The sequence below is a fragment of the Pseudomonas sp. NPDC089554 genome, from assembly GCF_050280645.1.
In the GTDB taxonomy this organism is placed as follows: domain Bacteria; phylum Pseudomonadota; class Gammaproteobacteria; order Pseudomonadales; family Pseudomonadaceae; genus Aquipseudomonas.
In genome coordinates this window covers 1-13,596 of record NZ_JBNNVR010000009.1, presented here as the reverse complement: position 1 = coordinate 13,596, position 13,596 = coordinate 1, and the positions used below count along the sequence as shown (strand labels likewise).

Genomic DNA, 13,596 nt, shown 5'->3' with positions numbered 1-13,596 from the left:
CTGAACAGGGCCTTAGAAGACCGAGTTGTAGCCGCCCAGCTCGACCTGGACCGACTTGATGCGCGTGTATTGGGCCAGCGAGCTGACGCCGTTCTCACGGCCGACGCCCGACTGCTTGTAGCCGCCGACCGGCATTTCCGCCGGCGACTCGCCCCAGGCGTTGATCCAGCAGATGCCCGCTTCGAGCTTGTGGATGATGCGGTGGGCGCGGGTGATGTCGTTGGTGCACACACCCGCCGCCAGGCCGTACTCGGTGTCGTTGGCGCGGCGGATCACTTCTTCTTCGGTCTCGTAGCTGAGGATGCTCATGACCGGGCCGAAGATCTCTTCCTTGACGTCATCTCGTCGGTGCAATCGGTGAACACGGTCGGGGCCACGAAGGCGCCCTTGGCGAAGTCACCCTCGGTCAGACGCTCGCCGCCGCACAGTACGCGGGCACCTTCCTCTTTACCCTTGGCGATGTAGCCCAGCACGCTTTCCATGTGCGCGAAGCTCACCAGCGGGCCGAAGTTGGTGTTTTCGTCTTGCGGGTTGCCGGCACGAATGCGCGCTACGCGCTCGGCGATCTTGGCTTCGAAGGCGGCTTTCATCGCTGCTGGGATGAACACGCGGGTGCCGTTGGTGCAGACCTGACCGGAGCTGTAGAAGTTGGCCATCATGGCGATGTCGGCGGCCTTGTCCAGGTCGGCATCGTCGCAGATGATCAGCGGCGACTTGCCGCCCAGTTCCATGGTCACTTCCTTGAGCGAGGAGCTCGAGGCGCTGGCCATGACTTTCTTGCCGGTGGTGGTGCCGCCGGTGAACGACACCTTCTCGATGCGTGGGTGCTCGGTCAGCCAGGTGCCGACTTCGCGGCCGCTGCCGGTCAGCACGTTGAACACGCCATCCGGCAGGCCGGCTTCGGTGAAGATCTCGGCCAGCTTCAGGGTGGTCAGCGAAGTGACTTCCGAAGGCTTGAAGATCATCGCGTTGCCAGCGGCCAGGGCCGGGGCGGATTTCCACAGGGCGATCTGGATCGGGTAGTTCCATGCGCCGATACCGGCGGTGACGCCCAGCGGCTCGCGGCGGGTGTAGACGAAGGACGACTCGCGCAGCGGGATCTGCTCGCCTTCGATGGCCGGCACCAGGCCTGCGTAGTACTCCAGTACATCGGCGCCAGTGACGATGTCGACGTAGCGGGTTTCGGAGTACGACTTGCCGGTGTCCAGGGTTTCCAGCATGGCCAGCTCGTCGTTGCGCTCACGCAGGATATCGACGGCACGGCGCAGGATGCGCGAACGCTGCATGGCGGTCATCGCCGCCCAGACTTTCTGGCCACGCTCGGCGCTCTCGACCGCCTTCTCGACGTCAGCCTGGGTGGCGCGTTGCACATGGGCAAGCACCTCGCCGTTGGCTGGGTTGATGGCTTCGAAGGTGGCATCGCTGCCAGCGTCGACATAACCACCATCGATGTAGAGTTTTTGCGTTCCGAAACGGGCCATAGTGTCCTCGCAAGTGCAGTGTGTGTGCGGCTAGCCGCGTCGCGCTCCTGCCGGTTTGGCAAGCGCGTCGCGCGATCGTTCAGCGGCCGGTTGGGTGTCCGGGGCCTGCTGCTTAGCCAGTTGTTGATCCATGTATTCGTAAGCGATCCGTACTGCCTGGTCGGTATCGAAGGCATCTCCCGACAGGGCGCCACGCAGCCACAGGCCGTCGATCAAGGCGGCCAGCCCGCGCGCCGCGCTGCGCGCGTCATCGCGCGGCAACACCCGGCGGAACTGGAAGCACAGGTTGGAATACAGGCGGTGATCGTTGATCCGCTGCAACCTGTGCAACGACGGCTGGTGCATGCTGGCGGCCCAAAAGGCCAACCAGGTCTTCATTGCCGGGCCGCTGACCTGGGTGGCGTCGAAGTTGCCTTCGATGATCACCTGCAGGTGCGCCCGCGGGCTGTCGTCGGTGAGGGCTTGTCGACGGGCGACGGTGCCTTCGCTCAACGCGTTCATGAGGTGGCGCATGGTCGCTGCGATCAGGCCGTTCTTGTCCTGAAAGTAGTGACTGATGATACCGTTCGACACACCGGCCAAACGGGCAATCAGCGCAATGCTGGCATCTCCCAGCCCGACCTGATCGACCGCCTGCAATGTGGCGTCGATCAACTGCTGGCGGCGGATGGGTTGCATACCGACCTTGGGCATCTTGCGATTCTCCTCAGGCCTGCGAGCAGACGACGAGCGGCTGCCTCGGCGAAGGCCAGTCTATTTTGTTTTGATTGAACGTTCAATCAATAAAGAATAAGCTCTGCGACAATTTGTGCCATTGACACCCTCAAGGGCGTTCAAGCAGGCACGAACTGGCACCCCAGGAAATCGCGTAACCCCCGGAATACAAGGCGTTGACGGGCACGAGCGAGGCGAGTTGCAGATTCTGCCGAACGGTCACAGGCCGCGCGGCAGGGCCTTTGGAGCGGGCCTGGATCTGTTTTTTTGCAACGATTCGATTCGGGATCACGGTTTCCAGGTTGCTTTTATAACACCTGTAGCAGTGGGGCTATTGCACCAATTGCGCGGGAAATCACTGATTAGCCTCCACTGCCGCACTCCCCGGAGCCTTCGTGCAATGAGTTCTGCCTCCCTAACCAAACCCCCCGCCGAGAGGGTACGGGTCAACCGCGTGGTGTTCTTCACCTCGGCGTTGATGATCCTCGTTCTGACTGCCTTGTTGATCGCTGTTCCCGAAACCGCTGGCCAGGTCCTGGGTGTGGCCCAGAAATGGCTGACGCGCACCTTCGGCTGGTACTACATGCTGGTGATCTGCGGCTACCTGGTGTTCGTGGTCGCCATTGCCTTCTCCGACTACGGCAAGCTCAAGCTGGGCGGCAAGGACGACACCCCCGACTTCAGCTACGGCGCCTGGGCCGGCATGCTGTTCTCCTCGGGTATCGGTATTTCGCTGCTGTACTTCGGCGCCTCCGAGCCGCTGGACCACTATTTCAATCCGCCCGAAGGCACGCCGGCCAGCCTTGAAGCCGCGCGTCAGGGCCTGCAACTGACCTTCCTGCATTGGGGCCTGCACGGCTGGGCGATCTACGCCCTGGTCGGCCTGGCCGTGGGTTATTTCGCCTACCGCCACAACCAGCCGCTGGCGCTGCGTTCGGCGCTGTACCCGCTGGTGGGCGAGCGCTGGGTCAAGGGCGCGGCAGGTAACGCGGTGGACATCTTCGGCATGTTCGTGACCCTGCTGGGCCTGGTGACCAACCTGGGGATCGGCTCGATGCAGGTGGCCTCGGGCCTGGAATACCTGTTCGGCATGGACCACAGCAAGACCAACCTGCTGGTGGTGATTCTGGTGATGGCCGGCGTGGCCACCGTGGCGGCGGTGTCGGGCGTGGAGAACGGCATTCGTCGGTTGTCCAACCTGAACATCATGCTGTTCAGCGGCCTGCTGCTGTTCGTGTTGCTGGGCGGCGAAACCCTGCACCTGCTCAATGGCTTCGTGCAGAACGTCGGCGACTACCTCAATGGCATCGTGCTCAAAACCTTCGACCTGTACGTGTACGAGGGCGAGCCCGGCAAGTCCGAGCGCTGGCTGGGCTGTGGACCGTGTTCTACTGGGCCTGGTGGATTTCCTGGGGCCCGTTCGTGGGCATGTTCATCGCGCGTATCTCCAAGGGCCGCACTGTGCGCCAGCTGGTCAGTGGCGTGTTGCTGATCCCACTGGGCTTCACCCTGGCGTGGCTGTCGATCTTCGGCAACACCGCGCTGGACCTGGTGATCAACCAGGGCGCCGTGGAGCTGGGCAAGACCGCGCTGGAGCAACCCTCGATGTCGATCTACCAGCTGCTAGAGTACTTCCCGGCGGCCAAGATCGTGATCGGCGTGGCGGTGTTCGTTGGCTTCGTGCTGTTCCTCACCCCGGCGGACTCGGGCGCGGTGATGATGGCCAACCTTTCCTGCAAGGGCGGCAAGGTGGATGAAGACGCCCCGCACTGGATGGTGGTGTTCTGGTCGGTGGTGATCACCCTGGTGACCATCGGGCTGCTGTTCGCCGGCAACTTCGAAGCCATGCAGACCATGGTGGTGCTGGCCGGGCTGCCGTTCTCGGTGGTGCTGGTGCTGTTCATGTTCGGCTTGTACAAGGCCATGAAGCAGGACGTGGCGGTCGAGCAGGAGCGTGCCGAGCTGGCCGCCCGTGGCCGCCGCGGCTTCAGCGAGCGCCTGACTGCGCTTGAGCTGCAACCGACCCAGGCGGTGGTGCAGCGCTTCATGGACCGCCACGTCAGCCCGGCGCTCAAGGAAGCTGCCGAGCAGCTGCGCGCTCAGGGCTTCAGCGTCGAGACCCGGGTGGGCCAGGCGCGCAGCATGATGGGCCTGCGGGTGATGATGGAAGAGGGCAACCCCTTCGTCTACGAGGTGAGCCTGGACGGCTACCTGGCCGCGCCGAGCGAGGCACCGGTGGAGGGTGCGCCGGAAGTACGCCAGCGCTTCTACCGCGCCGAGGTGTACCTGCACGACGGCAGCCAGGAGTACGACCTGATGGGCTTCACCCCCGAGCAGATGGTGCGCGACGTATTCGACCAGTTCGAGAGCCATCGCCAACTGCTGGGGCGCGTCTACAGCTGAGTTCGATCGATCGAGGGCCCTGCGTGTTCGAGCAGGGCCCTGCTGGGTGGTGAATGAGTAGCGCCAGGTCTGGAGGGGCAACGCCTAGCGTGGACCCCTCGTTCTTCGACCAGGGTCCACATCATGTCCAATGCCCCATCGCAACCCGCTACGCTCAGGCGAGCTGTCGCCAGGCAGTTCGCTTACCGCCCCACCTTGCGAAACGTGCTCAGCGAGGCGTTCTTCAAGGTCGTCGCCACGCATTACCCCGGTCATGCGGCAGAAGCCATCGATCACCACCAGAGTGAGCCCTACACCCTGGTGCGGCCGGGTGCCGATGGCACCTTGCAGCCCGAGCGGCTGCTGTCCCTGCTGCTCGATGCCTATGTGCAGGGCTACGTCGTTGCCTTCGGTGCAAGCGACAAGCTCAAGTTCAGGCCCTTCGCCGAGGAGTACCTGGATTACACGCTCGAAGGCCTGAGCGGCAATCGTTATGACGCGGGCCAGGGCAGTAGCTTGCTGGCATTGGCGCCCCTGAACGATGACCTCAATGCCGTCCTGGCGACCTTGCTAGTCAGCTTTCAGAAGGCTCAGGTGCGCTTCTGGAACGAGGACGATGCGATTACCCCGGACGTGACCGGCGTCAGCCGACACGCCTGGATGCGCCAGGTATTGCGGGTGGCATTGCTGGGCAACATCAGCTATTCGAACCTGGGCAGCGATGAGCGCAACGTTCTGTATGACATGCTGCTGGGCATGGACAAGGGCCTTTCGGTGTCGGTCGTCGAGCTGGATTATCAAGTCGGGGACGAGACCTTCAGCCGCTTGCTGCCTGGGCTGTTGCTCGAGGCCGAGCGTGAGGAGCGCAGCCTGGTGGTGCTCTGTGTGCCATCCGGGTTGTTCCAGGCATTCGCGTCGTTGCAAGACTTCGAGCAGTACCTGCATCGGTCTGAGGTGCCGCTTTCGCAGTTCGACCGGCTGGACTGGCGGCGTCGAACGTTCCAGGGCGACCCTTTCCAGCAGCAGTCGGGCTTGCTGTTGAACAGCCTGCTGCAAGACCTTGAGCGTGTACGGCTGTCGTCGCTCACCAGCAGGGAAGCACTCGAACAGGTCATGGCCGAGATCACCGACCCGTCCAGGTACTTTCTCGACGATGCGTTCTTCGGCGAGAGCGACACCCCGTCCAGCGTTCCCGACTGGCTGAACACCGCTGCCAGCGAGGATCGTTTTGCCTACCAGGTGGCGATGCTCGACCTGGCCATCGCCCAGACGCGCTGGCAGGGACGCTCCTCGCTCGAGGGGGTGCAGAGCCTCCAGGCCTACGCCGCGCGGCGCCTGCGCGAGGTGCTGCTGGAGGACTACCCGGTGGAGGCCAACTATTTCCCTGACGACTTGGTGCTGCACCTGTCCATTCCCGACCCGACGGTAGACCCGGAACTGCCTGTGCAGCTTCGGGCGATCGGCAGCATGAGCCTGACGCAGTTCGCCATCGACCGGCTCAAGGGCCTGCAGGACGCGGTGATCACCCAGCTCACTCACCGCGACGAGCAACTGATCATGAATTGGATGACGCCAACCTATGTGGTGGACCTGGTCGAGCGGGTCGATGTCGGGGGCGCCTATCCCGGCTATGTCGAAGCGTTGCTCGCGGCGCCTGAACAGCGTGCCGAGCGCATCGAGCGTTTCACGTTGGAATGGCGCAGCGCGCTGTTCTTCGATGGGCTCAAGGCGAAGGTCGATGGTGTGCTGGACGCTGAGTGCTGGCAGGCACTGGCCGAGTTCTGCCGCAGCCGGCGCGACCTCAAGAGCAACATCGACCTTTCGCCCCTGGGGTTCAGGGCGCAGGAGGGCGACAGCCAGCGCGACGTGGCCACCTGCATGTACGTCATCGAGGTGCAGCGACCCCAGGCGCTGCTGCTGTACCGCCCCTTGTACCGCGATGCACCGCTCATGCACTTCGCTGACCGTGCTGCACTGATGGCGGCCCTGGCGCAATCGGGCGAGTTGCAGGACAGCGTGTTGCACTGGTTGCCCGACTCGGTGTTCCGGGTCTATGCCAATGGCGGTTTCCTGGAGCCGCACCTGCGCCGGGTGATCTTCGACACGAGCCTCTGGCCGCAGCCGGTACAGCCGGTCAGCCTGTGGCTCAAGCCGTTCAAGGCCGACATCGATACCTGGCTGTTCGAGGACAAACGCCAGGCCTTGCAGGTGCTGGCCGACCGGCAGTCCACCTCCAACAGCGAGGAGCGCTGGCACGTCATTGGGCGCTTTGCCTGGTTGCTGTTCGACTTTGTCACCCCCCTGTTGCGCGGCCCGGTCGGTGCTGTGGCGTGGGTTGTCGGCATGCTGGAGCCATGGCTGGAACAGGATGATGCGCCGCAAGTCGATGGCGCTGGGGCGGTGAAGGCTGTCAACCTGCTTGCCAGCTTCGCGCTTGTGCTGATGCATGCACGCTTGCCGAATACCCACGCCAGGGTCATGTCCCTCGAGGCCGCGCCGATCAGCCTGGGCGAGCCCGCGTCGCGTACCCCGCTGCAATTGCCCCAGGACAGCGTGGAGGTTGTCCATGAGCCGACCGACCAGGTGTTGCAGGCGTGGGCCGGGCACGTGGCGCTCGGGCATGGCTGGGGGCCGGGGCCGGTGCAGCAGCGTCGAATGCTGTTGCCCTACAAGGCTGAGGTCGACCTGGCTGCTGGCGTGTTGGTCGATGGCCTGAGCCTGCTCGACGGACGGCGCTACGTCACCTTGTATGGCGAGCCCTATGAGGTGCAGGTCGATGAGATGGGGCGGCGGGTTGTCGGGCCTGCTGGCGAGAAAGGCCCGCTGTTGTACAACGATGGCCAGTGGCGGATCCGCGTCGATGGCTTCGGGCTGGGGGGCGCGCCAGTCGGCAGGCGCCAGGCGCAAGCGCGGTTCGATGCGCTGAATGCCAATATCAATGTGTTGAGCGCGCGCATCGTCAGCGACAACAGCACGAGTACAGGTTTGAACATTACCGAGCTCGAAGCGTTGACGACCTTGCAGAACTACTACGCCTTGAAGGAGAACACCGAATCCAACAAAGCTTCGTTGTCGAGCGCGGACTACGAGCGGTTGATGGCGGGGGTCGTTGGCAAGATAGAAACGCAGGCCTTGGTCTACGAGCAGGCAGTGAGCCGTTATGTCGACAGTGTCGAAGGCCTGGTCGACTTGTGCGTGCAACTGGTGGCTGAGACCGATGAAATACTGGACCTGCTCAAGCGTCCGCGGGTCACTTCCGATCAAGTGCCCCAGTACTTCATCGATACCCGCGCTACCGCCCGCGACACCGCCATCCGTTTATGTCGCGTTGTCCTCGCACGCTTGCCGATCATCGCGGGCTACCCCAAGATCAGGGCGTTGAGCAATGATCTGCACGGTCGGGTCATCGAGGGGGAACTGCTGGCCAAGTACCGTGACTACAGGCAGGGCCTGGAGCACTTGGTGGGGATACAGGCGCGGCTCGTCAAGGCCAGCGCATTGATGGACCGGTTCATTCCCGAAGTGCCGGCCAATACCGTGATGATCCCGGAGATGGCTGGCCAGCCCGAGATCCGCATCGAGTGGATCAAGTATGAGCGCACGCTAACGACAGTGGATTTCCTCTTCCAGCAAGCGATGCACTACAGCGACCTGGCGATAAACTTTGACCAGGAAGACCCCCTCGACAGGTTGCCGGGCTACTACGAGCAGCTCATGGGCACCCGCTTGCGGGCCGCAGCCTATGCCCATGGCGAAGTGAGCGTGGGCAACCTGGATGCCGCCGACCGGATCGAGGTGTTGCAAGTGGCCTGGGACGAGTACAGCGCCGCCTTGATCAACTTGGTCGATATCAAGCGCGATGCCGATGACAACCTGGTCAACCTGCCCATGTTCGAGCGCTACGCGCAGACCCTCCAGGCGCTCAAGGACGATGCCGGCAAGTTGATTGCAGGTTCGGTCGGCGAGGAGGAGGGTGGCGGCGTGCAGATGATGAGTGCGTACGTGCCCAGCGAGACACCCCGGGGGGTAGTGCGTGCGCGCAACGGGCAGATTCTGGTCGGTGACCTGGTCACAGTAGAGGGGGAGACCTTCTTGAATGTCTGCGACCCGGCGACCAAAGCGGTCCTGCAGCAATTCAAGCGGGTAGGTCAGGCCTGGGTCGATGTGGCCGCTGAGCCCGAGGTCGTGCCGCCTTCTGCTGCTGACGCTGAACTTACGACAAAGGCGCTCAAGATATTGGGCAAGGACGTCGCGGTTCAGGAAAAAGCGCAGGAGTACGTGGACAACAACGTCAGCCACCACTTGCTGGAGCAACTGGTAGAGGCTCATGTGAGCAAACTTCGGGGTTTCGAGCAGGCGTTCGAGGGGCAGCAGACGCCTACCGCGCTGCTGCTCAGGCAGCGTCTGGGGGAGTGGACTGTGCGCTTGCAGTCGCTGTTGGTCACGCTGTATTCGAAGACGCCCTACCCAGACGCCGAGGCATTGCGCTACTTGCATGAGAAGGGGTTGCTGCGGGTGGCGTACAACCCGCCACGCAAGACGTTGGCCGATGACAGTGCCATGGACGAGTACATCATCCGCCTGTTGCCCAAGCCGGATGCCCGCAACAGCCGGCCGCTATGGGTCGCGCATTTCCATTTCAACGAGCAGGCCGACAATGCCACCGACTTCACGCGTGGGCACCTGAAAACCTGGGCGCAGCGTCACTATGGGCCCGAGGACGCGAAAAAGCTCGCCAAGCAAAACCTGCGGATTCACCGAGGGCCGCTGACGCTTGCCCAGGCGCAAGGCATCATCCCGTTCTACTGATGTGCAAGGCCGCTCAGTGGTTGGCGTAGCGACCGTGGCGGCCATGGGCTGGCATGGCCTGGTTGCTGCGCTCGGCGATCATCTGTTGCAGGCCGATCACCTCGATGCCCTGGCTTTTCAGCTGGGGCATCTGCTTTTCCAGCACCTCGAGGGTTTGCGGGTAAGGGTGACCGATCAGCACGGCCGAGCCCTGCTTGCGGGCCAGCGCCACGCCCTGGCGCAGCTGTTCGGTGATCGCTTCGACGGTACGTATGTCATCCAGGAACACATCCCGGGAAACGTGCGCCAGACCCTGGGACTGCGCCTCGGCTGCAGCCACGGTGGCAGCGCTGGTGCGGCTGTCGACGAAGAACAGCTGGCGCCGCTGCAATTCACCCATCAACCAATGCATCGGCTCGCGCTGGGCAGTCATGCGGCTGCCCATGTGGTTGTTGATGCCGGCCGCGAACGGCACCTTGGCCAGCGCTGCGTCCAGGCGCTTGGCCAGCTCGTCGATGGTGATGCCGGGGTGCCAGGCGTAGGGGCCGGTGGCTGGGTCCATGGGCATGTGCAGGATCACCTCGCGCCCGGCCTTGTGGGCCTGGCGGGCGAAGTCGGTGGCGTGGGGGGTGTCGGGCATGATCGCCATCGTCACCGGGCCGGGCAGCGCCAGGGTGCGGCTGTCGCGTTCGGCGCTCTGGCCCAGGTCGTCGATGATGATGCTCAGGTAGGCCTTGGCCGGCGCCGCGTGGGCGGTGCCGGCCAGGCAGAGGAGCAACGCTAGGAACAACGAACGCATGGCGGGCAGTCAGTCGCCCTTGGTGATGTTCAGGCCCTTGAGCAAGCTCAGCGCCTGGCTCAGCTGGAAGTCGTTGTCCTGTGGGCGCTCCTTGCGCTTGCTGCTGCCGCTCGGGCGGTCGGCGCCGCCGTTGCCATTGCCCAGGTGACCTTGCAGGTCGGCTTCCTTGAAGGCTTCGTTGTCGGCTTCGGCGGTGAGCTTGGCCGGGCGCACTTCGATGTCCGGGACAATGCCCTGGGCCTGGATGGAGCGGCCGTTGGGGGTGAAGTACAGCGCGGTGGTGAGCTTGAGCGCGCGGTCGTTGGCCAGTGGCAGCACGGTTTGCACCGAGCCCTTGCCGAAGCTGTCGGTACCCATCAGCACGCCGCGTTTCTGGTCTTGCAGGGCGCCGGCGACGATCTCGGACGCCGAGGCGCTGCCGCCGTTGATCAGCACCACCAATGGCACGCCTTCGCTGGCGTCGGCCGGGTCGGCGGAGTAGCGCAGCTCGGAGTTGGCGATACGGCCCTTGGTGTAGACGATCAGGCCCTTGGTCAGGAAGTGGTCGGCCACTTCCACGGCCGATTGCAGCACGCCGCCGGGGTTGTTGCGCAGGTCCAGCACCATGCCGCGCAGCTTCTTGCCGTTGTCCTTGCGCAGCTTGGCCAGGGCCTTGCCCACTTCGTCCCCGGTCTTGACCTGGAACTGGGTGATACGGATATAGCCGTAGTCGTTTTCCAGCAACTGGCTCTTCACGCTTTTCACCTGGATCACCGCGCGAGCGAGGGTCACGTCGAACGGCGTGCCGCCATCGCGTACCAGGGTCAGGGTGATTTTCTCGCCGACCTTGCCGCGCATCTTGTCCACGGCTTCGGTCATGGTCTGGCCGCGGGTGGGGGCGCCGTTGATCTTGACGATCAGGTCGCCCGCCTCGATGCCGGCGCGGGAGGCCGGGGTGTCGTCGATGGGCGAGACCACCTTGACGAAGCCGTCCTCCATGCCCACTTCGATGCCCAGCCCACCGAATTCCCCGCTGGTGCTCTCTTGCAGTTCCTGGAAGTCCTCGGGGCCGAGGTAGGCCGAGTGCGGGTCGAGGTTGCTGAGCATGCCCTTGATGGCGTTTTCCAGCAGGGTCTTGTCGTCCACCGGCTCCACGTAGGCGGCCTTGATGCGGTCCATGACCTCGGCGAAGGTGCGCAGCTCGTCCAGCGGCAGCGGCGCCTTGCTGGTCACCTCGGGGGCTGGCATGGCAGCGGGCTTGGCCGGGTCGGCGGCGATGGCCAGGGGGGCGCCTACCGCCAGTGCGATGGTCAGGGCCAGCTGGGTGAGGCGGGGCGAGTGCAGCATGTCGAACGAACTCCTGATCCTGTTGGCGCTCCGGGGAGCATCGGCGTGTTACGCCGTGAATAACTGCTAACCGCGGCACCACTGCGAAGGGTCCGACGGGCGGCCCTGCTGGCGAATGGCGAAGTACAAGCCTGCGCTTTCCTGGCCGCCACTGTCGCCGACGGTGGAAATGGCTTCGCCGGCCTTGACGATGTCGCCGGCACTCTTGAGCAGGCGCTGGTTGTGGCCGTACAGGCTCAGGTAACCATTACCATGGTCGAGAATGACCAGAAGTCCAGCACCGCGCAACCAGTCAGCGAACACCACGCGCCCGCCGTGTACGGCGCGTACCTGGGTGCCGGCGCTGGCGCTGATCATCACACCGTCCCACTTGGCCCGGGCGTCGCCGCCGCGCGCATCGCCGAAGCGTGCCAGCAATCGACCATTGACTGGCCAGGGAAGTTTTCCGCGAGCGGCAGAAAATGCGCCGCCATAGTTGGCACCGTCGCTGGAAACCAGGGGGCCGAGGGTGGTGCTGGCCTTCTTCGGCGCCTCTTCGGCAGGCTGCTCGCGGGCGGCCAGGGCTTGCTGCTGGCGGCGTTTTTCCGCTTCCTGTTGGGCCAACAAGGCTTTCTGGCGCGCTTCTTCGGCCTCGCGGGCCTGGCGGGCGAGTGTTTCCTCGATGGTCTTGAGTACCTGGGTCAGTTCGGCCTGGTCCTGCTCGCGGGCTTGCAGCTTCTGGTCGCGCTCTTTCAAGTCGCCGTTGAGCTTGGCCAGCACCTGCTGGCGCTTGCTGCGTTCGGCTTCGAGTTCCTGGCGGCGGCTGTCGAGGTTGCCGCGCTGGGCCAGCAGTTGCGCCTGCTGGCTGGCGATGTCCTGCTCGACCCCGGACAACTGGCGCAGGGTTTCGTTGAAGGCGCGCAACTGCTCCATGCGCGCCTTGCTCAGGTAGTCGTAATAGGTGAGGGTGCGGGCGAATTTCTCGGGGTTCTGCTGGTTGAGCAGCAGCTTGAGGTATTCCTCGCGGCCGTTGTTCTGGTAGGCCGAGCGGGCCTGGATGGCGATCAGGCGTTGCTGTTCAACGCGGGCGGACTGGAGTTTTTTTTTCTCGTGGTCAAGGCGCTCCAGTTCGCCCTCGGTCTTTTTTAGTTCTTGCTGCAACGCCTCCACCTGTCTCTCGAGGTTGCCGATGTCGGTCTCGGTGGTCTTGAGGTCTTTCTGCACGCCGGATTTTTCTTCCTGGAGCTTGCCCAGCATTTTCTTCAGCTCGGCGATGTCCTGGCGGGTGGCGTCCAGTTGTTGCTGGGTCTGCGCGCGCTCGTCGGCGAAGGCCGGGACGAACAGGCATGACAGGGCTAGGAGTATCAGGGCGCGGAGCATGGAATGGGCGTACCAGGGCTGGAGACCGGCCTAGTATGCCCGCGCGGGGCGGCAAAAAAAACGCCCCGCGGCAGATGCGGCGGGGCGTTTGTCTGGAAACCGGGCAGTGATCAGTCGACCAGGATCGACGTACCGGTCATTTCCTCGGGCTTTTCCAGGCCCAGCAGCTTGAGCATGGTCGGCGCCACGTCGGCCAGCACGCCGCCTTCACGCACCTTCAGGTCGCGCTCGCCAACATAGATGAAGGGCACAGGCTCGGTGGTGTGGGCGGTGTGCGCTTGGCCGGTGCATTCGTCTTCCATTTGCTCGACGTTGCCGTGGTCGGCGGTGATCAGCGCTTCGCCACCCACCTTGCCGAGGGCCTCGACAATGCGCCCGACGCAGCCATCCAGGGCTTCCACGGCCTTGACCGCGGCGTCGAACACGCCGGTGTGGCCGACCATGTCGCCGTTGGCGTAGTTGACCACGATCACATCGAAGCGCTGCTGCTCGATGGCCTCGACAATGCGGTCGGTGACTTCCGGCGCGCTCATCTCTGGCTGGAGGTCATAGGTGGCGACCTTCGGCGACGGGATCAGGATGCGCTCTTCGCCGTCGAACGGCTCCTCGCGCCCGCCCGAGAAGAAGAACGTCACGTGGGCGTACTTTTCGGTCTCGGCGATGCGCAGCTGGGTCTTGCAACTGCTTGAGGAACGCCCGCTTGGCCGGAACATCGGTGGTCAGGCGCAAGGTGCCATAGGCCAGGCC

Annotated in this window: 5 protein-coding genes and 3 pseudogenes; 2 read left to right on the top strand and 6 right to left on the bottom strand. The window is 64.0% G+C overall.

Annotated features, from left to right (window positions below; all coding sequences use genetic code 11):
- Positions 1-12: 12 nt before the first annotated feature.
- Positions 13-1,481, bottom strand: a pseudogene (gene betB, locus ACQKPE_RS04660) (betaine-aldehyde dehydrogenase).
- Between the two features lie 30 nt (positions 1,482-1,511).
- Entirely contained in the window at positions 1,512-2,174 is a 663-nt protein-coding gene (betI, locus tag ACQKPE_RS04655; RefSeq protein WP_427663627.1) for a transcriptional regulator BetI, read from the bottom strand.
- A 478-nt stretch (positions 2,175-2,652) separates the two neighbouring features.
- On the opposite strand from betI, the pseudogene ACQKPE_RS04650 reads away from it, so the two are divergent.
- Both ACQKPE_RS04650 and ACQKPE_RS04645 read left to right on the top strand, forming a co-directional pair.
- Positions 2,653-4,598: pseudogene (locus ACQKPE_RS04650) on the top strand (BCCT family transporter).
- 123 nt (positions 4,599-4,721) lie between these two features.
- Positions 4,722-9,386: a dermonecrotic toxin domain-containing protein gene (locus ACQKPE_RS04645; protein ID WP_427663625.1), complete on the top strand. Its 4,665-nt coding sequence runs from the start codon at positions 4,722-4,724 to the stop codon at positions 9,384-9,386.
- 13 nt (positions 9,387-9,399) lie between these two features.
- Here the strand turns inward: ACQKPE_RS04645 and ACQKPE_RS04640 are convergent, their stop codons facing one another.
- The 4 genes and pseudogenes from ACQKPE_RS04640 to ACQKPE_RS04625 form a co-directional block, all read right to left on the bottom strand.
- Positions 9,400-10,164 (bottom strand): divergent polysaccharide deacetylase family protein, encoded by a 765-nt coding sequence (locus ACQKPE_RS04640; RefSeq protein WP_427663623.1) that lies wholly within the window; start codon positions 10,162-10,164, stop codon positions 9,400-9,402.
- Between the two features lie 9 nt (positions 10,165-10,173).
- A complete protein-coding gene (locus tag ACQKPE_RS04635; protein WP_427663621.1) occupies positions 10,174-11,490 on the bottom strand; it encodes a S41 family peptidase in 1,317 nt (438 codons plus the stop codon).
- Between the two features lie 66 nt (positions 11,491-11,556).
- Positions 11,557-12,849, bottom strand: coding sequence for a murein hydrolase activator EnvC family protein (locus tag ACQKPE_RS04630; protein WP_427663619.1), 1,293 nt, complete (start codon positions 12,847-12,849; stop codon positions 11,557-11,559).
- 110 nt (positions 12,850-12,959) lie between these two features.
- Positions 12,960-13,526: pseudogene (locus ACQKPE_RS04625) on the bottom strand (2,3-bisphosphoglycerate-independent phosphoglycerate mutase); the annotation flags it as partial.
- Positions 13,527-13,596: the final 70 nt, after the last annotated feature.